The organism is Parahoeflea alexandrii (assembly GCF_027214025.1).
Lineage (GTDB): Bacteria > Pseudomonadota > Alphaproteobacteria > Rhizobiales > Rhizobiaceae > Hoeflea > Hoeflea alexandrii_A.
The window spans coordinates 1-23,695 of record NZ_JAPWHB010000005.1; the positions used below are offsets into that span (position 1 = coordinate 1).

Annotated in this window: 27 protein-coding genes; 21 read left to right on the plus strand and 6 right to left on the minus strand. The window is 60.0% G+C overall.

Annotation, left to right across the window (positions count from 1 at the left end):
* Nucleotides 1-137: 137 nt before the first annotated feature.
* The 13 genes from O4H62_RS16485 to O4H62_RS16545 all read left to right on the plus strand — a co-directional run bounded on the left by O4H62_RS16485 (nucleotide 138) and on the right by O4H62_RS16545 (nucleotide 12,339).
* Entirely contained in the window at nucleotides 138-1,694 is a 1,557-nt protein-coding gene (locus O4H62_RS16485) for a methyl-accepting chemotaxis protein (protein ID WP_269389503.1), read from the plus strand.
* Between the two features lie 63 nt (nucleotides 1,695-1,757).
* Entirely contained in the window at nucleotides 1,758-2,057 is a 300-nt protein-coding gene (locus O4H62_RS16490) for an STAS domain-containing protein (RefSeq protein ID WP_269389504.1), read from the plus strand.
* Nucleotides 2,054-2,419 (plus strand): response regulator, encoded by a 366-nt coding sequence (locus tag O4H62_RS16495; protein ID WP_269389505.1) that lies wholly within the window; start codon nucleotides 2,054-2,056, stop codon nucleotides 2,417-2,419. Before O4H62_RS16490 ends, O4H62_RS16495 begins: the two co-directional genes overlap by 4 nt.
* 13 nt (nucleotides 2,420-2,432) lie before the next feature.
* Nucleotides 2,433-4,706, plus strand: a complete 2,274-nt coding sequence (locus O4H62_RS16500) for a chemotaxis protein CheA (RefSeq protein ID WP_269389506.1) — start codon at nucleotides 2,433-2,435, stop codon at nucleotides 4,704-4,706.
* Nucleotides 4,707-4,741: 35 nt separating this feature from the next.
* Nucleotides 4,742-5,176: a chemotaxis protein CheW gene (locus O4H62_RS16505; RefSeq protein WP_269389507.1), complete on the plus strand. Its 435-nt coding sequence runs from the start codon at nucleotides 4,742-4,744 to the stop codon at nucleotides 5,174-5,176.
* Entirely contained in the window at nucleotides 5,173-6,054 is an 882-nt protein-coding gene (locus tag O4H62_RS16510) for a protein-glutamate O-methyltransferase (RefSeq protein WP_269389508.1), read from the plus strand. Before O4H62_RS16505 ends, O4H62_RS16510 begins: the two co-directional genes overlap by 4 nt.
* A gap of 5 nt (nucleotides 6,055-6,059) precedes the next feature.
* Nucleotides 6,060-7,127, plus strand: a complete 1,068-nt coding sequence (locus tag O4H62_RS16515; RefSeq protein WP_269389510.1) for a protein-glutamate methylesterase/protein-glutamine glutaminase — start codon at nucleotides 6,060-6,062, stop codon at nucleotides 7,125-7,127.
* Nucleotides 7,127-7,516, plus strand: a complete 390-nt coding sequence (locus O4H62_RS16520; protein ID WP_269389511.1) for a response regulator — start codon at nucleotides 7,127-7,129, stop codon at nucleotides 7,514-7,516. The genes O4H62_RS16515 and O4H62_RS16520 overlap by 1 nt, the downstream gene beginning before the upstream one ends.
* On the plus strand, nucleotides 7,513-8,067 hold the full coding sequence (cheD, locus tag O4H62_RS16525; protein WP_269389512.1) for a chemoreceptor glutamine deamidase CheD: 555 nt from the start codon (nucleotides 7,513-7,515) through the stop codon (nucleotides 8,065-8,067). Before O4H62_RS16520 ends, cheD begins: the two co-directional genes overlap by 4 nt.
* A gap of 14 nt (nucleotides 8,068-8,081) precedes the next feature.
* On the plus strand, nucleotides 8,082-8,474 hold the full coding sequence (locus tag O4H62_RS16530) for a hypothetical protein (RefSeq protein WP_269389514.1): 393 nt from the start codon (nucleotides 8,082-8,084) through the stop codon (nucleotides 8,472-8,474).
* Nucleotides 8,475-8,580: 106 nt separating this feature from the next.
* Nucleotides 8,581-10,263: a flagellar basal-body MS-ring/collar protein FliF gene (gene fliF / locus O4H62_RS16535; protein WP_269389516.1), complete on the plus strand. Its 1,683-nt coding sequence runs from the start codon at nucleotides 8,581-8,583 to the stop codon at nucleotides 10,261-10,263.
* Between the two features lie 646 nt (nucleotides 10,264-10,909).
* On the plus strand, nucleotides 10,910-11,581 hold the full coding sequence (visN, locus tag O4H62_RS16540; protein ID WP_430538450.1) for a transcriptional regulator VisN: 672 nt from the start codon (nucleotides 10,910-10,912) through the stop codon (nucleotides 11,579-11,581).
* A gap of 116 nt (nucleotides 11,582-11,697) precedes the next feature.
* Nucleotides 11,698-12,339 (plus strand): response regulator transcription factor, encoded by a 642-nt coding sequence (locus O4H62_RS16545; RefSeq protein ID WP_430538473.1) that lies wholly within the window; start codon nucleotides 11,698-11,700, stop codon nucleotides 12,337-12,339.
* Nucleotides 12,340-12,510: 171 nt separating this feature from the next.
* Here O4H62_RS16545 and O4H62_RS16550 read toward each other — a convergent pair whose 3' ends face one another.
* The 6 genes from O4H62_RS16550 to motA are packed head-to-tail and all read right to left on the minus strand — an operon-like array spanning nucleotide 12,511 to nucleotide 17,704.
* Nucleotides 12,511-12,963 (minus strand): hypothetical protein, encoded by a 453-nt coding sequence (locus tag O4H62_RS16550; protein ID WP_269389521.1) that lies wholly within the window; start codon nucleotides 12,961-12,963, stop codon nucleotides 12,511-12,513.
* Nucleotides 12,960-14,051, minus strand: coding sequence for a flagellar biosynthesis protein FlhB (flhB, locus tag O4H62_RS16555; protein WP_269389524.1), 1,092 nt, complete (start codon nucleotides 14,049-14,051; stop codon nucleotides 12,960-12,962). The genes O4H62_RS16550 and flhB overlap by 4 nt, the downstream gene beginning before the upstream one ends.
* A 12-nt stretch (nucleotides 14,052-14,063) precedes the next feature.
* Nucleotides 14,064-15,110 (minus strand): flagellar motor switch protein FliG, encoded by a 1,047-nt coding sequence (locus O4H62_RS16560; protein ID WP_269389526.1) that lies wholly within the window; start codon nucleotides 15,108-15,110, stop codon nucleotides 14,064-14,066.
* A gap of 1 nt (nucleotide 15,111) precedes the next feature.
* The gene (gene fliN, locus O4H62_RS16565; RefSeq protein ID WP_430538451.1) at nucleotides 15,112-15,807 is read right to left on the minus strand and encodes a flagellar motor switch protein FliN; all 696 of its coding nucleotides are present in this window, start codon (nucleotides 15,805-15,807) and stop codon (nucleotides 15,112-15,114) included.
* Between the two features lie 60 nt (nucleotides 15,808-15,867).
* A complete protein-coding gene (locus tag O4H62_RS16570) occupies nucleotides 15,868-16,821 on the minus strand; it encodes a FliM/FliN family flagellar motor switch protein (RefSeq protein ID WP_269389530.1) in 954 nt (317 codons plus the stop codon).
* Between the two features lie 4 nt (nucleotides 16,822-16,825).
* On the minus strand, nucleotides 16,826-17,704 hold the full coding sequence (motA, locus tag O4H62_RS16575; RefSeq protein WP_269389532.1) for a flagellar motor stator protein MotA: 879 nt from the start codon (nucleotides 17,702-17,704) through the stop codon (nucleotides 16,826-16,828).
* 203 nt (nucleotides 17,705-17,907) lie between these two features.
* Here motA and O4H62_RS16580 point away from each other — a divergent pair, with 203 nt between their 5' ends.
* From O4H62_RS16580 to flgG, 8 genes are all read left to right on the plus strand, one after another.
* On the plus strand, nucleotides 17,908-18,690 hold the full coding sequence (locus O4H62_RS16580; RefSeq protein WP_269389535.1) for a DUF1217 domain-containing protein: 783 nt from the start codon (nucleotides 17,908-17,910) through the stop codon (nucleotides 18,688-18,690).
* Nucleotides 18,690-19,415 carry a flagellar basal-body rod protein FlgF gene (gene flgF / locus O4H62_RS16585; protein ID WP_269389536.1) on the plus strand — a complete coding sequence of 242 codons (726 nt, stop codon included), beginning with the start codon at nucleotides 18,690-18,692 and terminating at the stop codon, nucleotides 19,413-19,415. The genes O4H62_RS16580 and flgF overlap by 1 nt, the downstream gene beginning before the upstream one ends.
* Before the next feature lie 55 nt (nucleotides 19,416-19,470).
* Nucleotides 19,471-20,850, plus strand: coding sequence for a flagellar protein export ATPase FliI (gene fliI / locus O4H62_RS16590; RefSeq protein WP_269389538.1), 1,380 nt, complete (start codon nucleotides 19,471-19,473; stop codon nucleotides 20,848-20,850).
* Complete coding sequence (locus tag O4H62_RS16595) at nucleotides 20,847-21,422, plus strand: flagellar protein (RefSeq protein ID WP_269389540.1); 576 nt, start codon at nucleotides 20,847-20,849, stop codon at nucleotides 21,420-21,422. The genes fliI and O4H62_RS16595 overlap by 4 nt, the downstream gene beginning before the upstream one ends.
* Nucleotides 21,423-21,747: 325 nt before the next feature.
* Nucleotides 21,748-22,131, plus strand: coding sequence for a flagellar basal body rod protein FlgB (gene flgB / locus O4H62_RS16600; RefSeq protein WP_269389542.1), 384 nt, complete (start codon nucleotides 21,748-21,750; stop codon nucleotides 22,129-22,131).
* An 8-nt stretch (nucleotides 22,132-22,139) separates the two neighbouring features.
* Nucleotides 22,140-22,559 carry a flagellar basal body rod protein FlgC gene (gene flgC, locus O4H62_RS16605; RefSeq protein ID WP_269390270.1) on the plus strand — a complete coding sequence of 140 codons (420 nt, stop codon included), beginning with the start codon at nucleotides 22,140-22,142 and terminating at the stop codon, nucleotides 22,557-22,559.
* Complete coding sequence (locus tag O4H62_RS16610) at nucleotides 22,556-22,891, plus strand: flagellar hook-basal body complex protein FliE (protein WP_269389544.1); 336 nt, start codon at nucleotides 22,556-22,558, stop codon at nucleotides 22,889-22,891. Before flgC ends, O4H62_RS16610 begins: the two co-directional genes overlap by 4 nt.
* A 10-nt stretch (nucleotides 22,892-22,901) precedes the next feature.
* Nucleotides 22,902-23,687: a flagellar basal-body rod protein FlgG gene (gene flgG, locus O4H62_RS16615; RefSeq protein WP_269389545.1), complete on the plus strand. Its 786-nt coding sequence runs from the start codon at nucleotides 22,902-22,904 to the stop codon at nucleotides 23,685-23,687.
* The last annotated feature ends 8 nt before the right edge of the window (nucleotides 23,688-23,695 follow it).

The following is a 23,695-nucleotide window of genomic DNA, read 5'->3' on the forward strand; positions in this document are numbered from 1 at the left end:
CCCCTGCCGGGCCACGCCTTGGCAGGGGCTCATGGCACCTGCGCAAAAGCAATTTCCAGACGTCAAGTTACAGTACCGATATCCTCGGCTAATGGCCGACTGTTGGGGTTGAACGCGTGGGGCAGGTTCAAGCAAGGGTGAGGGATGCAGCGGCCGCTGACGGCCTGCGCGCACGACTTGAGCTGACCCGGCTTGATCAGGAGAGCGGCGACCGGCTGCGCGGCATGCGCCCGATGATCGAGGCCGAAGCCCGAATTGCACTCTCGGCCTTTTTCGAACGCCTCCAGAACACTCCGGAAATCGCCTCGCTGTTCACATCGGGTCGCCAGATCGACCGGCTTGAGGAACTGGAAGTGGCCCACTGGTCCATCCTCGCAGATGGCCGCTTTGACGGTCTATATGCAGACCGGTCGATCATTCTCGGAGAGGTTCGCCAGCGTATCGGCCTGGATGCAGGCTGGTCCATCGGCGGGCATGCCCTGGTCTTGGAACGGGTTATCCGCAGGCTTGTCGATGAAAATCCCTCAGGGTTGTTCAGGGTTTTCTCGCGGCAGACCGATCGGAAACAGCTGGCCGACCGGCTCGTCGACGTCGTCAAGGCCGCCCTTATTGACATCGACATGCAGGTTACCCACAGGCTTGGCGAGCAAGCCCGGACTTTTTCGAAGCAGCGCGAAGCCGAAATCGCCCAGGAACGCGCTCTGGTCGAATCCACCCTTGGAGCCGCACTTGCCCAACTGGCTGAAGGCGACCTGTCCGTTCGGATCGAGCCCGAGGCCATTGAACCGCACCGTGAGGCAGCCGGCAATTTCAATCGTGCAGTCAGTCGCCTCGAAGACCTTGTGACCGGCGCCGCCGCCAGCCTGGCCGAGGCCGAGCGGCTTGCCGCGCGGCTCAGCAACGATGTCGAGACTGTGCGTGTCGAGATCGAGCGGCAGGGCGCGTCCGTTGACGGGGAGCATGACGGTCTGGCAGCAATCGCCGAGCGCATGCGGGTGACCGCCGGAGCAGCACTGAAAGCCGAAAGCCTGATTGCCGAAGCCCGCAAGAGCGCTGAAGCCGGTGACCGGGTTGTCGCCGACGCCATCGATGCGATGGCCGGCGTCGAGAACTCAGCCGAACAGATCGGCAAGATCATCTCGGTCATCGAGGAGATCGCGTTCCAGACCAATCTTCTGGCGCTCAATGCAGGGATCGAGGCCGCCCGCGCAGGGGATGCCGGTCGCGGCTTTGCTGTCGTCGCCACCGAAGTTCGCGCCCTTGCGCAAAGGTCGGCTGGCGCCGCAAATGAAATCAAGGACCTGGTTTCCGACGCAAAATCCCATGTCGGGCGCGGTGTCGAGCTGGTCGATCAGACCCGCTCCGCCATTTCGGGACTCGTCGAGCAGGTCGGCAACATCTCCCAGTCCGTTTCGGGCGTCGGCGCCCAGTCCCAGACAGAGGCCGATCACATCGACGGCTCGGCGACCTCTCTCGGTCGGATTGCCAGCCAGATCAACTCCGGTTCGGCACGGTTTGCCGGCGCGGCTGAAAACGGCGCGGATCTGCAGCTCGTCATTTCCGAGCTTGGCGAGCAGATCCGCCTGCACCGGCAGCAGCGCCACACCGGTTTTCAAAGCGTTGAGCTGTCAGCTCAGCCGACATCTGCACAGGCTGGACACCTGCAACCGCCGCAGCGGAGGCTCGCGCGATGAGCCTGATCGAGAAACAGGTCGCGGTAAACCGCGTATGCCCATTCACAAGCAAGGATAGTCGACATGTCGTCTGACGGTACATCAGCAAAAGTCTTGAAACTGCCGGAGGTTCTCGACCTCAACGCGGCCAGCCGGTTGCATGAACAGGTGCTCGCGCACAAGGGCGAGGACATTGACATCGATGCGTCGGATGTCAGCCGGGTTGGCGCTCAGTGCCTCCAGGTGTTGCTGGCCGCCGCAAAGAGCTGGCGCGCCGAAGACCAGAACTTCAAGGTTCAGCCGGCTTCAGACGTCTTTATCAAAACATTGCAATTACTAGGAATTTCGGATGAAGCCCTGCTTCCAAAGGAGATGCTGAAATGAAGAAGAAGGTTCTCACGGTCGATGACTCGCGAACCATCCGCAACATGTTGCTGGTGACCCTGAACAATGCAGGCTTTGACATCGTGCAAGCGGAAGACGGTATCGAGGGTCTCGAAGTCCTCGAAGAATCCAATCCGGACGTCATCGTCACGGATATCAACATGCCGCGGCTCGATGGCTTCGGCTTCATCGAAGGTGTGCGTCAGAACGATCGATTCCGCGCCATTCCAATCCTGGTCCTTACCACCGAAAGCGACGCGGAAAAGAAAAACCGTGCCCGCGAAGCTGGCGCAACCGGTTGGATTGTAAAACCTTTTGACCCATCGAAGCTGATCGCAGCCATCGAGCGTGTAACCGCCTGACAGGATCTTCCCCATGGATATGAATGAAATCAAGGAGATCTTCTTCCAGGAATGCGAGGAACAACTCGCTGAACTGGAATCCGGTCTGCTCCGACTCAATGATGGCGACACCGATCCGGAAACGGTCAACGCGGTATTCCGCGCCGTGCATTCGATCAAGGGTGGCGCAGGGGCCTTCGGCCTCGATGATCTCGTCTCCTTCGCTCACGTGTTCGAGACAACACTTGATTGCGTTCGATCCAACAAGCTTGAAGCCTCGCAGGACCTGCTCAAGGTCATGCTCCGGTCTGCGGACGTTCTTGCCGACCTGACCGCTGCGTCCCGTGACGGCGGCACCGTCGAGAGCTCCCGTACCTCGGGTCTGGTGGCGGAACTTGAAGCCTACGCCAAGGGACAGCCCTTGCCGGCTTCGGCTGCCGCTCCGGTCGCCGTGGCGCCGGAGTCCGTCAAGACCGAAGCGCCAGCTCCGGTTGCCGAAGCACCCGAACCCACCGATGACAGCGGTTTCCAGCCTGTTCCGTTCAGCTTCGACGCGCTCGATGGCGAGGACGAACTGGCGATCGACGGCGGTCGCTCGGTGTTCACGGTTCGCTTCAAGCCCCGTTCCGATCTCTATGCGAAGGGCAATGAGGCGGTCCTCATTTTGCGCGAACTCGCCAAGCTCGGTGACCTGCAGGTACGGTGCGAGACCGACGATCTGCCTTCTCTCGACATGCTCGATCCGGAAGGCGCCTACTTCTCGTGGCTGATCCGGGTTGAAACCGAAAGTGACGAAGAAGCCGTTCGCCAAGTGTTCGAGTTCGTCGAGTGGGATTCCACCGTTGAAATCACGGCGGGTGCCGACGAGGAGGCATTCTCTGCCCCGGCCGCATCCGGCGAAGACCAGCCGATGGCCGCTGTCCCGTTTGACCTGTCGTTGCTGGAAGATGAGCCGCCTGTTTCCGCCGAAGCGGCCGCTCCGGCGGCACCAGCCCCTGCAGCCGGCGAGCCGGCGCTGGCTCCCGCGAACATGCCACTTGCGGCAAAGGCGATTGCCGAAGCCGAGAAAAAGGAAACCGTGGTTCCCGCGGTTCCGGCCGCACCGCAGACCATTCGTGTCGATCTTGACCGGGTTGACCGTCTGATCAACCTCGTGGGTGAGCTGGTAATCAACCAGGCCATGCTGGCGCAGAGCGTGGTTGAGAACGAAAGTGGCGGCTCTTCCGCCGTCAACCTTGGACTTGAAGAGCTGCAGCAGCTGACCCGGGAGATCCAGGACAGCGTGATGGCCATCCGCGCCCAGCCGGTCAAGCCGGTGTTCCAGCGGATGGGCCGGATCGTACGCGAAATTGCCGACATGACCGGCAAGCAGGTCCGATTGGTCACCGAAGGTGAAAACACCGAAGTCGACAAGACGGTCATCGACAAGATTGCCGAACCTTTGACCCACATGATCCGCAACGCGGTCGACCACGGGCTGGAAAGGCCCGAGAAGCGCACCGAACTCGGCAAAAACGCCGAAGGCGTGCTGCGCCTCAGCGCCAAGCACCGCTCCGGCCGCATTGTCATCGAGATTGCCGACGACGGCGCCGGCATCAACCGCGAGCGTGTCAAGGCCAAGGCGATCGAGAACGGCTTGATTGCACCGGACGCAAACCTGAGCGATGAGGACATCGACAACCTGATCTTCCATCCTGGGTTCTCGACCGCCGACAAGATTTCGGACATTTCCGGTCGCGGCGTCGGCATGGACGTGGTCAAGCGCTCCATCCAGGCTCTGGGAGGCCGGATCTCGATCACCTCCAAGCCCGGCAAGGGCTCGATCTTCACCATGAGCCTGCCGCTGACCCTGGCCGTTCTTGACGGCATGGTTGTCACGGTCGCCAACCAGACGCTTGTGGTGCCGCTCACGGCAATCGTCGAAACCCTGCAGCCGGAAAAGGCCGATATCCATTCCTTCGGTCCAAGCCAGCGGCTTATCGCAATCCGCGATACGTTCTGCCCGCTGGTCGATGTCGGCCATATCCTCAACTTCCGGTCCGATCTCGCCAACCCGATCGACGGTGTGGCCTTGCTGGTGGAATCCGAGGGCGGCGGTCAGCGCGCGCTCATGGTCGACGCCATCCAGGGGCAGCGCCAGGTGGTCATCAAGAGCCTCGAAGCCAACTACACGAACGTTCCCGGCATCGCCGCCGCGACCATTCTTGGCGATGGACGGGTTGCTCTCATCCTCGATGTCGACGCAGTCGTCACGGCCTCGCGCGGTCAGCCGCTCAGCCCTGACATGATGCTCGCGGCTACCGGCTAGGAGGACGGGACGTGATGCGGATTTCGGGAAACGACATGCTTGAATTGATCGCCTTCACACTTGGCGACCAGGAGTTCTGCGTCGAAGTCATGTCCGTGCGTGAAATCCGCAGCTGGACGCCCGCTACGATCTTGCCGCATTCACCGGACTATGTCCGTGGCGTGATCAATCTACGCGGTGTGGTGCTGCCGGTAATGGACCTGTCGCAGCGGCTCGGGATGGCCCCGGCGGAACCCACCCAGGGCCATGTCATCATCGTCACCCAGATCGGCACCCAGATTGTCGGCTTGCTCGTCGATGCGGTCTCGGACATCCTTGCCGTTCCCGCAAGCGATGTTCATCCGGCTCCGGACCTCAGCAAGACCATGGATCGCAACCTGATCCGCGGAATGCTCCCGATGGATGATCGTATGATCTGCTTTATTCAACTCAACGCCCTTACTGTCAGCATTGAAAGAGAGGCCGCATGAGCGCCGCTGCTATACTCCAATCGGGACGGCCTGATGACTGCCTGGTTAAGGGAGAGTATCCGCTTACTCGAAAGGATCTCTCCGAGATCGCGGCCATGATCTATGCCGACGCCGGCATTGCGCTCAACGAGACCAAGGCATCACTCGTCTATTCGCGGCTGTCCAAGCGGCTGCGCCAGATCGGCCTGAACAGCTTCCGCGACTATTGCGCGCTTGTCAGTTCAACCGCGGGCGCTGACGAGCGGCGGGAGATGTTGAGTTTCCTGACCACCAACTTCACCCGGTTCTTCCGCGAAAATCATCATTTCGAGCATCTTCGCCATGAGGTTCTGCCGGGCCTGCTGGCGCGCGCCAATGCCGGCGGACGGGTTCGCATATGGTCTTCTGCCTGTTCGGATGGCCAGGAGCCCTATTCGATCGCGCTGACCGTGCTTTCCATGGCGCCGAACGTGGCGAACCTGGATTTCAAGATCCTGGCCACCGACATCGATCCGAAAATCATCGCTCAGGCGAAAGCCGGCGTCTACGATGCGCAATCCATCGAGACGGTCGATGCAGGCATGCGCAGCAAGTGGTTCACCCAGACACCGGAAAAACGCTGGAAGATCAGCGACCAGGTCAAGCAGCTGATCAGCTTCAAGGAACTCAATCTGATGGCGCAGTGGCCATTCCGTGGGCCATTTGACGTCATCTTCTGTCGCAACGTCGTGATCTATTTCGACGAACCCACCCAGGCGAAGATCTGGGTTCGCTACGCGGATCTTCTGCCGCCCGGCGGTTATCTTTATATTGGCCACTCAGAGCGCTTGTCCGGCGAGGGCAAGGATCGTTTTGAGAATACTGCCATCACGACCTATCGCCACAAGGGGAGGATCTGACGACCATGACAGCACGAACGCGTGTACTTGTTGTCGATGATTCTGCGACAATGCGCAGCCTGATCAGGGCCGTGCTTCGGACCGATCCGGGCATCGAGGTTGTCGGTGAGGCTGCCGATGCCCTGGAGGCCAGAAGCGCCATCAAGAAGCTCAATCCCGATGTCGTTACCCTGGACGTCGAGATGCCCAACATGAACGGCATCGAGTTTCTCGACAAGATCATGAAACTCCGGCCCATGCCTGTCATCATGGTGTCGACGCTGACCCAGCGTGGCGCCGAAGCGACCTTGGCCGCCCTCGAGATCGGAGCATTCGATTGCATCGGCAAACCCTTGCCTGGCGATCCGCGGCCATTCGCGGGACTGGCCGAAACGGTCAAGGCGGCTGCGCGGTCGCAGCGCCATTTGCCGGAGCCGGTGGTTGCGGGGCAGTCAGCTGCAGCCGTGCCTGATTACTCGGCTGCCAGCAATTATCAGCCGGCGCGCAAGATCATCGCCATCGGGGCTTCCACCGGCGGTGTCGAGGCATTGATTGCAGTATTGACAAAATTTCCGGCAAACTGCCCGCCGACGGTCATTACCCAGCACATGCCGGCGACCTTCACCAAGAGTTTCGCCGAGCGGCTCAACCGGTTGTGCGCGCCTCAGGTCAAGGAAGCCGAGGATGGCGACCGGCTCGAGATCGGGCGGATATACCTGGCCCCCGGCGGCGATCGCCATATGGAGATCTCCAACCCGACAGCGCCGCGCTGCATGTTGATTGAAGGAGCCCCGGTCAACGGGCACCGGCCATCTGTCGACGTCATGTTCAAGTCCGTTGCAAGGCTTGCCGGGCGCAAGGCGGTCGGGGTCATTCTGACCGGCATGGGCCGTGACGGGGCGACCGGACTGCTCGAAATGCACAAGGCTGGCGCCACGACCATCGGTCAGAACGAAAAATCCTGTGTTGTCTACGGGATGCCACGCGTAGCGCACGAGATTGGCGCCGTAGATTTCCAGTTCCCGCTTAATCAGATTGGGGAAGAGATCCTCAAGTCAACAACAACAACCTCTCGCAAAGATAGGGTCGCGTGATGTCCATTGCACAGAAAATCAAGGTTCTCATAGTTGATGATCAGGTGACAAGCCGGCTTTTGCTCGGCGACGCCCTCCAGCAGCTCGGGTTTACACAGATCACTGTCGCGGGTGACGGAGAGCAGGGTGCCAAGATCATGGCCCAGCAGCCGCATCATCTGGTTATTTCGGACTTCAACATGCCGAAAATGGATGGATTGGGCTTTCTGCAGGCAGTCCGGTCCAATCCGGCAACCAAGAAGGCGGCATTTATCATGCTGACAGCCCAGGGTGACCGGGCATTGGTTCAGAAGGCTGCGGCACTAGGCGCAAACAATGTCCTGGCGAAGCCGTTCACCATTGAAAAGATGAGAGCGGCGATCGAGGCCGTGTTTGGATCCTTGAAATGACAGCAGACGTCCAGCATCGCCGGATTCATGTGATCCAGGGCGAGTATAAGGTATCTGACGATCCGGATGTTGTGCTGTCCACGATCCTGGGGTCATGCGTTGCTGCATGCATGCGTGACCCGGTTGCAGGCGTTGGCGGCATGAACCACTTCCTGTTGCCAGGTTCGGCCAATGGATCGGGCGGCGAAGCAACGCGCTACGGCGTTCATCTGATGGAATTGCTCATCAATGGCCTGCTGAAGAAGGGGGCCCGGCGCGAACGCATTGAAGCCAAGATTATCGGCGGAGCAAAGACGATCGCGGGTTTCTCCAATGTCGGCGAGAAGAATGCCGAGTTCGCTCAGCAGTTTTTAAGTGACGAAGGCATTCGCATCGTCGGGAGCAACACCGGTGGGGATGTCGGGCGCAAGCTTGAATATTTCCCCGTCAGCGGTCGTGCCCGCCAGTACCCGCTCTCCGGTGCGGAAATGCAGAAGACAGTGGCACTTGAAACAGCGCCACCAAGGATCATTGCACCGAAGCCGGCGGATACGTCGATCGAGTTTTTCTAAGGAGTTCCGCCACGATGACGCAATCGTCCTTTGACCCCGGCGGCGACGTGAGCGAGCCGCTGCGTGAAGTAATGGCCCGGATCAGTTCGGAACTCGTTGATGTCGCTGAGTTGATCGAACGGCTCGAACCGCTCCTGTCGAATGGCCGGTCGACGGAGTTCCTTGCGTCTCCGGATCACATGCGGGTCATGCAGGGGATTGATCTTGCCGTGCAGAAAACCCATGGGCTTGCGGACTTCCTCAACGGGCTCGGCGAGCGGCTGGAGCCCAACCACCTTATCGACATCACGACCGCGCTCAATCTCATTACCCTGGAAGACATGAAGCGGCGCTTGAAGGCCTCGATTCATGAGACCTCCTCCGCGGAGGTCTATCAGAAGGCATCTGGCGACCTCGAGTTTTTCTGACCGGTCCGGGTCCGGCGGTTCCTGACCATCCTCGCGCAAGTTTCACCGTCTAGGGTGAACATACCGGTCAATGTGGCCGGCATCTTTTATTGAGCGCGGATACAGAATGAGTCTGTTGAACCAGCTGTCACAAATCACCAAGAATCTGGCCGGACTCGGTCAGACCAAATTGTTGGCTCTTGTCGGGGTTGGCGCCCTGTCGATCTTGTTGATTATCGGGTCCGCGATATTCCTGAACAAGCCGACGCGCGAGACGCTCTATATCGGTCTCTCCGGTGAGGACATTAACCAGATCGGTCTGGTTCTTGCAGAAGCAAACATCGATTTCGCGACCGGTTCGGATGGAACATCCGTGACTGTCCCGGCAGGTTTGACAAATCGTGCCCGGATGCTGCTGGCGGAACGCGGACTGCCATCCTCGAGCACCGCGGGTTACGAGCTGTTTGACCAGGTTGGTTCGCTCGGCCTGACCAGCTTCATGCAGGAAGTGACCAGGGTTCGCGCGCTTGAGGGCGAAATTGCCCGGACAATTCAATCAATCAATGGCATTTCCGCTGCCCGTGTTCACATCGTCATGCCTGATCGCGGCAATTTCAGGCGCGGCGACCAGAAGCCATCCGCTTCGGTGATGGTTCGCGGCGGCACCAATATTGCCGGCCGCACCGCTGATTCGATTCGTCATCTGGTTGCCTCTTCCGTGCCGGGCCTGACCGTGGACGAAGTCACCGTGCTCGACGCGACCGGCAAGCTGCTCGCCGCCGGAGACGACTTCTCCAACTCCAACATCAACCGTTCGCTCTCGATCGTGCAGATGGTGCAGACAGAGGTCGAGACCAACATCGAAAAGGCGCTCTCGCCGTTCCTCGGGATCGAGAACTTCCGCGCCAGCGTCAATGCGAACGTTAACACCGACAGTCAGCAGATCCAGGAAACCGTCTACGACCCGGAATCCCGTGTCGAGCGGTCGATCCGGGTGACGCGGGAAAACCAGACCTCGAATCAGTCGACCTCCGCCACACCGGCCACTGTCGAGCAGAACATTCCGGATCAGGGGCCGGGCGCCACCGGTGCCGACGGCCCGACCTCCAGCGAGTTGGCCGAGCGCAAGGAAGAGCAGACCAATTTCGAGATCAATTCGAAAACGGTCTCCACCGTTCGCAACAGCTACACCGTCGAGGGTCTGTCGATTGCAGTGGTGGTCAACAAGGCGCGCATCGATGCAATGCTCGGCGGCGAACCCACTGCTGAGCAGACCGCGGCCTACATAGCGGAACTTGAGCAGGTGGTTGCCTCCGCGTCCGGCATCGATGCCGAGCGCGGCGACCGCGCCACCGTGACGGTCATGGAGTTCCTGGCCAGCGAAATCCTCACCGCCGATGCCGCTCAGCCTGGATTCATGGACACCTTGAAGACCCAGCTCGGCACGATCATCAATGCCATAGCTTTCATCACGGTTGCCGTGTTGCTGATCATGTTCGGGTTCCGTCCGCTTCTGCGCGGCTCGGCCGGAACTGCCAGCACGGATGCACTTGGACTGGATGACGAGCTGGAGCTGCCCGACTTCTCGCCGGCCGCAATGGGCGGGGGCAACGCCATGCCCATGGAAGGCTTCGGCGCGGACTTTGGATTTGGCGAGGAGAGCGAATCCGAACTCGAGCTCGAAGACAGCGGTGCATTCAATCGCCGCGTCAAGGAAGGTCCCGAGCGGCGTCTCGCCCGGATGGTCGAAATCAACGAGGAACGTGCGGCGAAAATTCTCAGAAGCTGGGCCTCGAGCGAAGCGGCATAGAGCGTGCCGGTTCCCACCGCCGGACTATGACCGGCTGCAAGAAAGCATCCCGCCGCGGAGAAGACCCGCAGTGGGATGCGCGGCGTTCAGGGGGCACATGCCCGGTCCGCACACCGCCGATCCGGTCCCGGACCATCCACTCCCGAGGTTTTCTGGACGCGATCGCAAACGGCTTGCCGGATGGCGTTCCGGGATTTTGCCCATCTGTCCGCCAGGCTTGATCGCACGGCGCACCGGCGACTTCTCACGGCCGGCACGTCCATGCAGGGTTCCAGCAGATATGTGCCGGGCAAGACAGGCATTTTGCTTTCGCTTCGCCCCCTCTAGCCTCGTACACAAGATTTATGCAGGTTGATTCGCAGAGAGACCGTGCAAAACCGGTAAAATGGGGTAAGCTTGATTCAGAGAAAATCGGATCTGTCCAGTCCCAGAAAGTGGTTATGTTTTTTCGGGGTGAAGTCCGGCACACTACACCTGCCAGCGAGTTGATTCGGTGACTGGCTTGGCGGGGCAAATAAGGAAGCGGGTTGGTCTCGTGGCGGGGCGATCGGTTTCAAGTGGTGTATGGATGCTGACATTTCCCGAACCATGCAGTGGTTTCCCAGCGCGCTGTCAGTTGTCGGCGCTATAGGAGGATGGGTACCTGATGATTGCGCGCGGAGCATTTATCCATGAACTGGAAGCTCAGCGGAATCGCGGGCACCTGGATGGCGGAATGGACCTTATCTGCACCTATGCCGGCGCCAAGTCCTATCTTCTGGCCCGAACGGATCTCTACTCGGACCGCAATCACGATTTTGTCCTCACGTCGAACTGGCCGTTCAATCTGGTCCGCAAATATGGCGCAACACTGGTCGATGGCGAGGCGCGCACTAGTGAGGTTCGTCGTTGTCTCCAGGCCTTCGAGCCGTCATTTCGGGAGATCGATGCTTCGGTGGACCTGTCTCCCGAATATGCGCGGCGGATGTGTCTGATACCGTACAATGTTGGCCAGGCCCGCATGCTGCTGGCTCTTCTGTTCGACAAGGATGCGTCGGTCTCGCACGACCGTATGCGCGACGTGGCCCTGGCGACTGCCTATCACACCTCCCAGTTTCCCGAACTGGTCTCCAACAACTATGCGCTCTCCGATCTCACGGTCAGGGAAGTTGAATGCCTGTCATGGATTGGCGAAGGAAAGACCAGTGACGAGATTGCACTGATTATCGGCATCTCGCGCAACACCGTGAACAACTACATCACCAGCATCATGAACAAGACCGGTGCAAAAACACGCTCCGAAGCGGTTGCATTCGCCGTTCGTCAGCGCATTATATGATCAGAGGAACCACTTGGATGGCAATCGGAGCATATCAGGACGCACAAAATAGCCAGGAACGCTCGGTTGAGCGATCGGCGGACAGTGCGTCTGGCGGTGCCGGTTCGATTGCTGATCTGTTCCCAAGACTGGTGACGATGCAAAGGCTCTGCGGCAGCTCCGCGTTCGCGCTGCTGGCGGTTCAGGCGCACACCTTGCTCAAACCGGGCCAGATTGAATGCGCCATGCAAAGCGCCGGATCCGAGGATCGGGTCGACAAGTTCCTTCTGGAATACTCCGAATTCCTGCTCGAGCACCTGTTCTCTTCACCTTGCCCGGTCATCTTTGCGCCGCAAGGTGCTGCGGTTTTCAATTCCTCCCCCGCGACAGTCGTCAACACCGAAGCCGGCTCCGGCATCAACCTGGTGTTTCCGGTTCAACTGGGAACGATGGGCAACGGCCTGATCGTTTTCCTCGACGCCCGCGCCATGCTCAACAATGACATGCTGATTGATCTGCACAGGAAGTCTCTCACCGTCATGCGGGAGAAGCTGCGGCTGGCCTTCGGGATGACCAGCGGGTCCGAAAATCTCAATGACCGTGAAATCGAATGCCTGCAGCTGGTCGGCAACGGGATGAAGAGTGAAGCGATCGGCGAACAGCTCAACCTCTCTGTTCACACGGTAAATGCCTATTTGGGATCCGCCACCACCAAGCTCAATGCCGTCAATCGTATCCAGGCGATTGCAAAGGCAATCCGGCTTGGCGTTATCGCGTGACGGGCAGCGTCAATGCTGGTCTTGCTGCCCGATTCACCAGGGTTGGACGTCTTTTCCGCGCCAGCGTCGTCAAAATCCTCGCACGATGCGCTGCATCGCGCTTGCGGTTTTTCCTCGCCGACACGAAAAAAACCTGGCCATCTAATCGCTTCCAGCCAAAGATGATCGGCTCTAAGCCGCAGGCCTGGAGATATGGGTTGCCGTCACGAACGGTCGGAAGGCCGCGGCGCGCAAGCTCTCGGCAAGAACCGCGGTGTTGTCCTCCGGTTTTTCCAGCGGTTCGTCAAAGGCAATGTGGTTGATCTCGATACCGCCGCAATCCTGCTCCAGCACAAGCCGCGCATAGATGGTGACTTTTCTCGGACGGATCTCGAGATCGAGCACAACGCGCGGCTGCCCCCCCCAGTCGAGGTAATAGTCGCCGCCGATACCAAGCTTAATGGTGCCGGGCAGAAAATACATTTCCGCGGCCGAAGCCACCAGGTCGGCCAGATCGCCGTGCCGTTCGAAACGCAGCATCGAGATCAGGTCCGCCACGTCGATCAGGCGCAGTTCGCTCGCGACTGTGCAGATGGCATCGGCAATGATCTTTTCCTGCTCGGCGGAGAATGGATTCTGTTTCATGTTCGCGCGCCCGGGATTCTGGAATTTGGTTTGGCCGAATAGATACGGTGCACCAACTCGGCAACAGCCTTGTAGAACACCGGCGGAATGAAATTATCCACTGAGACTTGCGCAAAAATGGAGCGAGCCAGCGGCGGGTCCTCGAAAACGGGAATCCCGTGCGCTTCGGCCACTTCACGAATCTTCAGCGCGATCAGGTCCTGACCCTTGGCGATGACGATCGGAGCGCCGCCTTCTTCGCGGACGTAGCGAAGCGCGACGGCGAAATGGGTCGGATTGGCAATCACCAGGGTCGCGCGCGGCACATCGGCGATCATCCGGCGTCGTGCGCGGTCACGGGCAAGCGAGCGCTGGCGGGCCTTCATGATCGGATCGCCGTCCGATTGCTTGAGCTCGTCCTTGATCTCCTGCTTGCTCATCTTCAGATCCTGGTGCCAGCTGTAGCGGGTCCACAACAGGTCGAGAACGGCCAGCGTGGCCGTGCAGATCAGCACCACGACGATCACCTTGCCGGCCATCCGCGCCATGTCGGGCACGACCAGCATCGGGTCCATGAACATGAAGTCGAGCGAGCGGTAAAACTCGGTCTGCATCACCACCGCGACGATTGTCGAGACCGCCGCGATCTTGAAGATGTTCTTGCCGAATTCGACGAAGCCCTTGGCGCCGTAAATCCGGCCGAACCCCTTGATGATCGAAATCCGCTCCAGTTTGGGCTGGATCCTGTCGAGAACCGGGCTCGGCATGTTCTGCAGCACCGAGGCGGAGATACCGAACCCCATCAAAAGCGCGAAGGCGGGCAGCAGGATGCCGCCGGCCGAGAAAAACAGCATCTGGAACAGAGCCATCGCATCGCCGCCGGTATTGAGCTGCCACCCGTCCGATTGCTCGAACAGATCCTTCAATGTTTCGGCAAACCGTCCTGCGCTGTTGGGAAGGAAGAAGACCAGAAAGACCAGCATGCCCAGCGTCGATGCAAAAATCGGGACTTCCCGGCTGAAGGGCACATTGCCCTTGTCCACGGCGTCCCGAATCTTTTTCTCTGTTGGTTCTTCTGTTTTGCTGTCTTTGTCGTCGCTCTCGGCCATCTCAGCTCAGGCTCAAGCCGCGGCAGCTTCGGCGCCGGCGCTTTCACGCAGCGTCAGCTGGTCAAGCCCGGCCAGCCTGATGGCCTCCTGGGCGATACTGCGACGGGCAACGGCGATTTCGCGCGTGCTGACATTGCCGGTGCCCGAGGCCAGATCCGATTCGATCATCCGGCGCTGGCGAGCGCCGATGGCCGACAGGACCGAATCCGTCAGGACCTGGTCAGCACCGCGCAGCGCAGTGGTGATGATATCGCCCGAAATGTCGTTGAAAAGCGTAACGCGGCTCTTCTGCGGCATCAGGATGATGTCGTCGAACAGGAAGATCCGTGGCCGGACCTTTTCCACCGCGGTCTTGGAAACTGTCTCGAGCGCGCCGAGCAATGATTCGACATCCGGCTTGGATAGTTCGTTCATGATCTCCGCGACCTTGACCGAACCGGCGCTGGAGCGCTCCGCTTCAATGGCCGCAACCAGATCCCTGACGCGCGCCTCGATGATTTCAGCCGCCCGCGGGTTGACGTTCTTCAGGTCGACGGCCCGACGGACGATATCGACCCGGACCTTTTCGGGCAGTTTCATCAGCGTCCGGCCGGCAAATGCGGTGGGCAGCATCGAGACGATGTAGGCTGCGGTTTGCGGATGCTCGCTCTGCAGGAACTTGCCGACGCGGTCCGGATCGGAATCCTGAAGCCGGTCCCAGATCGATGTTTCGTAGCTCTGGAACTGGGTGCGGCGTCCGAGAAGCCCATCGACCTCGTCGGGCGTAAGGCCTTCCTCGAGAATTCCCTCCATCGCCTTGGCATTGTCCATCAGGCCAGTGCCTTCGCTGAACAGATCCTCGAATTCATTGACCAGTTCCACCAGCTCCTGCGGCTTGATGGTGCGCAGGTTCTGGGCGTTCTTGATGATTTCCTGCAGTTCCTCGTGTTCGAAGAACTTCAGCAGCTTACCCGCCACCGGTTTTCCCATGGCGAGCAGCACGGCAGCGGCCTTTTCCGACGGCGTCAGAGCAGTGCCGACTTCGGTGCCTTCCGGGTTGAACTCTCCATAACTTGTCATATCAGTTCGACTTCTTCTGCGGTTCGCCGATGACTTCGATTATCTTGACGGCAAATTTTGTGTCGTCTGTCTCAAGGACTGTAATCTCTCCGCGGCCGATAAGCTTGCCATTGACCATGATATCCACAGGTTCGCCGATTTTCCGGTCGAGCGCGATCGTTGCGCCCTCCGACAGGTTCATCAGGGTGGACACCGCCATTCGGCTGGAGCCGAGAATGATCTGAACATCGATCGGAATGCCCATGACCAGGTCGACGCGATTCGCGGACCCGGTAGCACCGATCTTGGGGCCTGCGTTGGAGGACTGCTGGGATCCGAAATCCTGCACCAGGGCGTTTCCGCCGCCTGCGCCGAGCGAAGGTCCGTCAAGATCCGGCGCACCGAAATCGCCACCGAAATCCGCACCGCCAAGATCCGGCCCACCAAGGCCAACCCCGCCGAAATCGGAGGTACCCGCCGCCGAATCGCCTAGGTTGAACGGATCATCGGTCGTTGAGTCATCTCCGAAGTCTGCGCCAAAATCGGAACCAAAGGCTGCTGCGCCACCCATACCATCCACGCTTTCTTCAGTGAGATCCGGCTCCATGCCGGCATCTTTTTTCAATACGTCGCGAAGATCACCTACGGCGTCGTCAATCGCGCTGTCGTCCTGCGCCATCAGATCGTCAGTGCCATCAAGTGCTTTTTCGCCAGCCATGTATCTTTATCCCGTCTGAAGCTTGCCCGGAGCCTTCCACCGCGGCTCGCGGGCATCATATCATCTAAAATCGGTTTTCCAGTTTTCGTCTGGTCCGGCCTGTCCCTCGACCTTGACCATGTAACGTGAGCCCGCCCTCCCCAGGGCGCAGGTGTAGAGCGGCCGTTCGTTCGCGCTCAGGGTGACCTCGATATCTCCGTTGTGTGCGAATGCAATCAGATCGCCGGGCTGCAGGCGGCTGATCTCGCCCAGCGCCAGCGGCTGCAGAGCAACCGCGGCCTGCAGGCTGATCTGCGACTTGGAAACACGATCGCTCAGCCGTTCCGTCCACTCGTCCTTGTTCGGGTCGGATTTCTTGTCGAGTTTGGCCGTGTTGGTCTTCGTCTTGAGAAGCACCGATTGCGGCAGGATGAGTGTCAGCGGTGCTGCGACCGAGCCGAATTCGATATCAAGCGTCAAGGCGACGGCATGAAAATTCGGAATCGCATCGTCGTCTTCTTCGGGATGCTCCGGTTGCGGGTTTTTCGCCCGTGCCCTGGCGTCCGGCTTGGCCGAAACCAGTCCGCGCAGGCTGTCGTTGAGCTGTTCGAACACCACCAGCGACATATCGAGTTCGATACCCGACAGTGGCCGCGCGGCGATGTCGAGCTGGTCCGGATCCGAACCGCCCAGCAGGCATTCGACCATGCCGATGATCAGCTTCGTGCCGCACAGACTTGAAATCTCATTCGACCAGTTTGCGATGGTTGTTTCGCAATACACCGTGTCGCCGCTCAATTCGGAAAGCAGTTCGCGCCGGCGTCCCAAGTGGATTTCCCCGGGCCTGGCGTCGATCACCACCCCGGTCGCACTGTGGAAAGCGGTGGCCAGCATCGGACAGAGCGCATTGAGCAGGGTCTGGCTTCTTGCCTCGATGTCTGCGGTGTTGCCCTTGACGCCGATCATCCGGTCCAGCAGGTCCGGATCAAATCCGTTGTGGTCTGACGATTGCTGGTTCTCGCTCGCAACGCTCATCGTATCAGGCCGCCTTCGCTTCGCCGCCGCCGCCCGGATTCATCATTTCCTGCTCGACGGCATCAATCGATGGGCGCTCGTAGGAAGAAATGGTCTTGCGGCCATGCTCGAGAGCAACCTGAGGAACCGAACCGTTCATGTAGGCCAGCAGGGTCTGCTTGACGATCGTGTAGAGCCGGTTCTGCTTGGTCCGCACGATCTTGATGTTCGTGGCGATCGGGCTGAAAACACAATAAGACAGGAAAATGCCGAGCATGGTGCCCACGAGTGCGGCGCCAATCAGGCCGCCGAGCACTGCCGGCGATTCGTTGATGGCGGCCATCGCCTTGATGACGCCCAGCACCGCAGCAATGATCCCGATCGCCGGGCAAGCGTCGGACATCGTGCTCATGGCATGATAGGGCTTCAGGCGGTCCTGCGAGATGGTCTGGATTTCCTCGTCCATCAGCGCTTCGATCTCATGCGGGCGGGCATTGCCGATGATGATCAGGCGAACGTAGTCGCAAATGAACGCGGTCAGTTCCTTGTTCTTCAGGATCGTCGGCGCAGACTGAAACAACTCCGACTCTTCCGGATTGTCGATGTGGCTCTCGATCTCGTTGCGGCTCTTGGTGCGCAGGTCGCGCATCAGCGAGTAGAGAATGCTCAGTGTGTCGAGATACTCGCGTTCCTTCGGGACCTTGCCTTTGAAAGCCTCGCCCAGTGCCTTCATCGTGTCTTTGATGGTCTTGATCGGATTGGTCATGATGAAGCCGCCAATTGCGGCGCCGCCGATGATCAGCAGTTCGAACGGCTGATTGAGCACCTCGATATGGCCGCCCATGGCCATGAAGCCGCCGAGCACGCAACCGATGGTAATAACAAAACCAACAATAATATTCATAACGTCCCGCCGCGGTAATTGAGATGCAAACCAATCACTACGGCTTGAGCCTTGTGTGAAGCTGAATCTGTCTGCTTGATGAATGGCTTCCTGCCAATCTTCAGCTTCGCACAAGCAAGATGCCCTAGTCCGGGACAGGCTTGCGGAGTTGTGTCGATTTGCAACTGCGCAATGCGCCCTGGAAAACAGGAGGGGTACATCCGGTGACATCGACATACACCAGCTACAATCTCATAACGCGGGATCTCCCGCGATCCATCGAGCGCATTGCCAGCCAGCCCCAGGTCGCCCGGGAAAGCGAATACTACCTCAAGCGGATTTCCGAGATCAAATCGATCGACGAGTTCATGGCGGACACCCGCGTGTTCAACTACGCCATGAAGGCTCATGGTCTTGAGGATATGAACTACGCCAAGGCGTTCATGCGCAAGGTTCTGACGGAAGGCCTCGACAACGAGGATGCCTTTGCCAACCAGCTTGCCGATTCCAAGTACAAGGAATTCGCCGAGACCTACAATTTTGCCCGCCACGGTGAAACCGCGACCATCTTCACCAAGGCTCAGCAGGGCACGGTTGACAAGTATCACCGGCTGACGCTGGAGGAAGAAGCCGGCGAAGACAATACCGGGGTGCGGCTGGCGCTCTACTTCGAGCGGACAGCCCCGGAACTCGATTCCGTCTACGGCATTCTTGCCGACACGGCCCTTTACGAGGTCGTCCGCACCGCGCTCGGCATTCCGGCGGAAGTCGCCGCTTCGGACATCGACAAGCAGGCAGAAATGCTCAAGTCGCGTATCGACATCGAAGACTTCAAGGACCCGGAGAAACTCAACACCTTCATGCAGCGGTTCACTGCTCTCTGGGAACTTGACAATCCCTCCTATGGCTCCGTCGGTTCGAGCCTGCTGCTGAGTTCGTCCACCGGTTTCGGCATCACCCCCGAGCTGATGCTATCAATCAACAATCTCAAACTCGGGGGCCGCTGATGCAGGGTTCTATCTATGTCTCATTGTCGTCGCAGATTGCGCTTGAACGTCGCCTGAGCACTCTGGCCGACAACGTCGCCAACGCCAATACCACCGGGTTCAGGGCAACCGAGGTCAAGTTCAACGAAGTCCTGGCCAACACCGGCGCCAACGATGTCTCCTTCGTCGACGAGGGGAAGGACTATCTCAGCACGGCCAATGGCGGTCTCAAGACCACCGGCAGCGCGCTCGATTTCGCCATTCGCGGCGACGCCTGGTTCATGATCGAGACTCCGACCGGAAAGATGCTGACCCGCGACGGTCGATTCACCCTCACCGACACCGGCCAGCTGGTGAACATCAACGGCTATCCCGTGCTTGATCCGGGCGAAGCGCCGATCCAGCTGGATCCCGATGGTGAAGCGCCCAGGGCAGGGCGCGACGGCGGCCTCAGCCAGGACGGCTTCCGGCGCGGTGCCATTGGCATGTTCTCGGCGGATTTCAGGGATGGTTTCGTCCGAAAGGCCCCGATCGGCATCGTGCCAACGATCCCGCCTGAACCGGTGATCGACGCTGAAAGCGCCGGTCTGTTGCAGGGCTACATCGAGAATTCCAACGTTAATGCCATGGCCGAGATGAGCCGCCTGATCGTGATTTCGCGGGCTTTCGACAACATCTCCTCGATGAACAAGTCGACGGAAGACACTTTCAAGCAAGCCATCCGCACTCTGGGCAGCGGAAGTTGAAACTGATGCCGGGTTTGCCGTTTGATTGCTTTCCCGGGTCGGGAGCCAGTGCGCGATGAGTGGGCGGTCGGGTCTGGCCCTGCTCGCCGAGAGCGTGCGCACCTTTTCCAAGCCGGAAGGCGCCTGCGATATTTCAGGAACGGTCACCGCGGTGGCGCCCGGCCACTGCGTTGTCGCCGGGTTGTCGCGGCACGCGCGGATCGGGGATTTTCTCACGTTCCGCCACGGCGAGACGACCAAGCTCGCTGAAGTTGTCAGTCTTGGTCCCGATGAGTTGATCGCCTGCCCGGTGGACGGAGCATCCCAGGCCAATATCGGCGAGCGGGTCTGGCGCAGCGGCCCGTTTCGGCTGTCGCCCGACAAGAGCTGGTGCGGCCGGACGATCAATGCGCTCGGAGAACCGGTGGATGGCGCCGGACCGCTCAGGCAGGGTCCGGTTGCGCGTTCGGTAACCGGTTCGGCGCCGGCATCCATGTTGCGCCAGAGGGTCGACAAGCCGCTCAGGACCGGAATTCGCGTCGTCGATGTCTTCACCCCGATGTGCCAGGGGCAGCGGCTCGGGGTGTTCGCCGGCTCGGGCGTCGGCAAGTCCACGCTTCTGTCGATGTTCGCCAAGGCTGCCGATTTTGACCGGGCCGTCGTGGCGCTGGTGGGCGAGCGCGGCCGTGAAGTCCGCGAATTCATTGAGGACACGCTTGGCCCGAACATGGCCAAGACCGTCGCCGTGGTCGCTACCAGCGATGAAAGCCCGATGCAGCGCAAGCTCGCGCCGCTGACAGCAATGGCCATCGCCGAGTATTTCCGCGACACCGGCGAGAACGTTCTTCTGATCGTCGACAGCCTGACGCGATTTGCCCATGCGCTGCGCGAGATCGGCATGGCGGCGGGCGAACCGCCGGTGGCCCGTGGCTACCCCGCCTCCGTCTTCACCGCCTTGCCCGGACTGCTGGAACGCGCCGGACCCGGGCCGGAAGGTGCCGGCGCAATCACCGCGATCGTCTCTATCCTGGTCGACGGCGACAATCACAACGATCCCGTGGCGGACTCGGCCCGCGGCATTCTTGACGGGCACCTGGTGCTCGACCGCGCCCTTGCCGACGAAGGCCGCTATCCGCCGGTCAATCCGCTGACATCGATCTCCCGGCTGGCCCGCAAGGCCTGGCGCGGGGACGAGGAAAAGCTGGTGATGCGTCTCAAAGCCCTGATCCATCGTTTCGAGGAAACCCGCGATTTGCGGCTGATCGGCGGCTATCGGGCCGGATCAGATGCCGAACTGGAAATGGCGATCAAGCAGACGCCGGTGATCTACGAGATATTGCGCCAGACACCGGAACAACCGCCAAGCGCCGATGCTTTTGCCGAACTCGCGGATGCAATGAAGGCTGCGGCCGGCTTGCCCGTCTCATCGCCCGCCAAGGAAAGGACGAAACAGTGACCGACGTTGCCGAAGCCGCGATCGAGACCAATGACAGTGCAGATGAAACGCCGGTGCGCGCCACGAAGCGGAAACGGAACGGCGACCGCGTGCTGGCTGTCGCCGGGTTCATGCTGGCCACTGCGGCGGCTTTTTTCCCCTGGTACGTCTTCTTCAATCAGGAGGACTTCGGCATTGCGCCGATGGGCTACACCGAGACCCGGGATCTTCCGGAAACCGGCGGGCGCTCCTTCGTCAATGTATCGCCGCTTGCCATTCCCGACGAAAAGGATGGATCGGGCCAGCCATCGGCCTTCGATCCGATCATTACCGCCACCGTATCCGGCGAGGGAAGCGAGTCCACGGGCGCGCCGGCGCTGACCGCCATCGACCCCGACAAGAGCTTCCCCGGCAAACCGCGCTACAAACTTCTGCATGTCGCCAATGGACGGGCGCTCATAGAGGACAAGTCCGGCATGTACATCGTCCGCATCGGTTCGGTTCTACCGGATAACTCCCGTCTTGCCACTCTGGAAAAGCGCGATGGACAGTGGGTGATCATCACCTCCAATGGCGAAGTCATCCAGCGTTGAGATGACCCGAAGCGCCTGAGCGCCGGCCGGGCGGCAACCCGCTCGCTGAGCCATCTCTTGAACCGGCGGTGAGCGGACTGTCCCATCTGCGCCGATGCTGTTATCGAGAACGGCGTCGGTGTCCGCCGGCAAGGCCCAAGCAGATCCACCAGCCGCCATGCCCCTATTCTCCGACCGCAAGACTTCAGGCTATCACGCCGCGCCACGCTTGGATTATGACGCAAGAAGCAGGCGCCTTTCCCGTAAAGCACACGCAAGATTACCCGTAAGGCACACGCAAGATTAACGGCCTACTCTCTGAGCTTGTTAAGGACAGGGAAACGCCATGCAGCCGATTCAGCTTTTCGAACTGGCATCCAACCAATCTCACTGGCTTACAGTGCGCCAAAGCGTGGTTGCCGGAAACATCGCGAACGCCAACACACCCGGCTACGCAACCCGGGACGTAGCGGCTTTCGAAGCCGTGCTCGACCAGACCCAGGCTCCGGTTCGCATGGCTGCGACCCATCCCGGCCATATCCATGAGGATCCGATGCGCGGCGCGGTTCGCAGCGGCAGCTTTGGCGACGTAGACGTTCAGCCATCCGGAAACTCGGTCAGTCTGCCGGAGGAAATGAGCAAGACCGGAGAAATCAAGCGGATGTACGAACTCAACACCGGGATGGTGAAGGCCTTTCACCGGATGATGCTTCTGACAGTGAGGCGCTGACCATGCCAATTGATCCTCTTTCCCTCGCCTCGCGCATAGCGTCTTCCGGATTGAGCGTTCAGGAAACCCGCATGCGCGTGGTTTCCGAGAACCTCGCCAACGCGCAATCGACCGGCAACACGCCGGGAGCCGATGCCTATCGCCGCAAGACAATCAGTTTCTCCTGGGAACTCGACCGCACCATTGGCGCCTCGCGCGCCGAGGTGGCGAAGATCGATGTCGATCCGGCCGACTTCACCATCGAGTATGATCCTGGAAATCCGGCAGCCGACAGCAAGGGCATGGTTAAGCTGCCCAACGTCAATGTCCTGATCGAACTGGCCGACATGCGGGAAGCCAATCGGTCATACGAAGCCAATCTTCAGACAGTGAAGCAAACCCGGGAACTGGTTTCCATGACGATTGATCTGCTGAGGGCCAGCCAATGATTGACAAGATTTCTGGAATGTCTGCCCTGTCCGGCTTTGCCGGTCCGCGCGAGACCGACATGGCAAGCGCCGCGGGAATGCCGAACCTGACGGCTGCCGCGGTTGCGCCGTCACCATCTTCGTTCGCCGAGACCTTGAAAAGCCTCGGCGAAGGCGTGGTGTCCAATCTGAAGGTCGCCGAAGGTCAGTCATTCGCTGCGATCCGCGGCCAGGTGCCGACCCGTGAAGTTGTCGACGCCATCATGGCGGCCGAACAGTCGCTGCAGACCGCTGTCGCCATCCGCGACAAGATGGTCACTGCTTATCTCGAAATCGCTCGTATGCAAATCTGAGGAACTCGCCATGAAGGCTTTGGCCATCGCAGCTACCGGTATGAACGCCCAGCAGATCAATCTTGAGGTGATCGCCAACAACGTGGCGAACATCAACACCACCGGCTTCAAGCGCGCCCGCGCGGAATTTTCCGACCTGCTCTATCAGGTCGAGCGCAACTCCGGCGTCCCCAACGCTTCCAACCAGGCGATCGTGCCCGAAGGAGCGCATATCGGACTTGGCGTGCAGACGTCTGCCGTTCGAAACCTGCACATCCAGGGCAGCCTCGTCGGAACAGGCAACAAGCTTGACCTCGCGCTCGTCGGCCGAGGCTGGTTCCAGATCGAAACGCCGGATGGCGAAACCCAGTATTCGAGGGCAGGTGCCTTCAACACCAATGCCGATGGCCAGTTGGTTACCATCGACGGCTATGTGGTCGTTCCGGGGATCACCTTCCCCGATGAAACCAGCGAAGTGCAGATTTCCCGTACCGGCCAGGTTCTGGTCCGGGTCGGCGACGATGTCGAATTGCAGGACCTGGGTCAGCTGACGCTGGCCAATTTTGTCAACGAGGCGGGTCTCGAACCGTTGGGCGACAATCTCTTCCGTCAGACCGTGGCATCCGGCCCGGCGATCGTCGGCGCTCCTGCCGATCCGGGATTCGCCCATATCCAGCAGGGTTACCTGGAAGCCTCCAACGTCGATCCGGTCAAGGAAATCACCGATCTGATCTCTGCGCAGCGCGCCTATGAAATGAATTCGAAGATCATCAAGGCGGCGGATGAAATGGCGTCCGTCGTTTCCCAGAACCTCTAGGGTACAAA

What these genes read in the sequence shown, in the direction of transcription:
- O4H62_RS16490 (WP_269389504.1), top strand. Translation starts at nt 1,758, where the DNA reads ATGTCGTCTGACGGTACATCAGCAAAAGTCTTGAAACTGCCGGAGGTT.
- O4H62_RS16495 (WP_269389505.1), top strand. Translation starts at nt 2,054, where the DNA reads ATGAAGAAGAAGGTTCTCACGGTCGATGACTCGCGAACCATCCGCAAC.
- O4H62_RS16500 (WP_269389506.1), top strand. Translation starts at nt 2,433, where the DNA reads ATGGATATGAATGAAATCAAGGAGATCTTCTTCCAGGAATGCGAGGAA.
- O4H62_RS16505 (WP_269389507.1), top strand. Translation starts at nt 4,742, where the DNA reads ATGCTTGAATTGATCGCCTTCACACTTGGCGACCAGGAGTTCTGCGTC.
- O4H62_RS16510 (WP_269389508.1), top strand. Translation starts at nt 5,173, where the DNA reads ATGAGCGCCGCTGCTATACTCCAATCGGGACGGCCTGATGACTGCCTG.
- O4H62_RS16515 (WP_269389510.1), top strand. Translation starts at nt 6,060, where the DNA reads ATGACAGCACGAACGCGTGTACTTGTTGTCGATGATTCTGCGACAATG.
- O4H62_RS16520 (WP_269389511.1), top strand. Translation starts at nt 7,127, where the DNA reads ATGTCCATTGCACAGAAAATCAAGGTTCTCATAGTTGATGATCAGGTG.
- cheD (WP_269389512.1), top strand. Translation starts at nt 7,513, where the DNA reads ATGACAGCAGACGTCCAGCATCGCCGGATTCATGTGATCCAGGGCGAG.
- O4H62_RS16530 (WP_269389514.1), top strand. Translation starts at nt 8,082, where the DNA reads ATGACGCAATCGTCCTTTGACCCCGGCGGCGACGTGAGCGAGCCGCTG.
- fliF (WP_269389516.1), top strand. Translation starts at nt 8,581, where the DNA reads ATGAGTCTGTTGAACCAGCTGTCACAAATCACCAAGAATCTGGCCGGA.
- visN (WP_430538450.1), top strand. Translation starts at nt 10,910, where the DNA reads ATGATTGCGCGCGGAGCATTTATCCATGAACTGGAAGCTCAGCGGAAT.
- O4H62_RS16550 (WP_269389521.1), bottom strand. Translation starts at nt 12,963, where the DNA reads ATGAAACAGAATCCATTCTCCGCCGAGCAGGAAAAGATCATTGCCGAT.
- flhB (WP_269389524.1), bottom strand. Translation starts at nt 14,051, where the DNA reads ATGGCCGAGAGCGACGACAAAGACAGCAAAACAGAAGAACCAACAGAG.
- O4H62_RS16560 (WP_269389526.1), bottom strand. Translation starts at nt 15,110, where the DNA reads ATGACAAGTTATGGAGAGTTCAACCCGGAAGGCACCGAAGTCGGCACT.
- fliN (WP_430538451.1), bottom strand. Translation starts at nt 15,807, where the DNA reads ATGGCTGGCGAAAAAGCACTTGATGGCACTGACGATCTGATGGCGCAG.
- O4H62_RS16570 (WP_269389530.1), bottom strand. Translation starts at nt 16,821, where the DNA reads ATGAGCGTTGCGAGCGAGAACCAGCAATCGTCAGACCACAACGGATTT.
- motA (WP_269389532.1), bottom strand. Translation starts at nt 17,704, where the DNA reads ATGAATATTATTGTTGGTTTTGTTATTACCATCGGTTGCGTGCTCGGC.
- flgF (WP_269389536.1), top strand. Translation starts at nt 18,690, where the DNA reads ATGCAGGGTTCTATCTATGTCTCATTGTCGTCGCAGATTGCGCTTGAA.
- fliI (WP_269389538.1), top strand. Translation starts at nt 19,471, where the DNA reads ATGAGTGGGCGGTCGGGTCTGGCCCTGCTCGCCGAGAGCGTGCGCACC.
- flgB (WP_269389542.1), top strand. Translation starts at nt 21,748, where the DNA reads ATGCAGCCGATTCAGCTTTTCGAACTGGCATCCAACCAATCTCACTGG.
- O4H62_RS16610 (WP_269389544.1), top strand. Translation starts at nt 22,556, where the DNA reads ATGATTGACAAGATTTCTGGAATGTCTGCCCTGTCCGGCTTTGCCGGT.
- flgG (WP_269389545.1), top strand. Translation starts at nt 22,902, where the DNA reads ATGAAGGCTTTGGCCATCGCAGCTACCGGTATGAACGCCCAGCAGATC.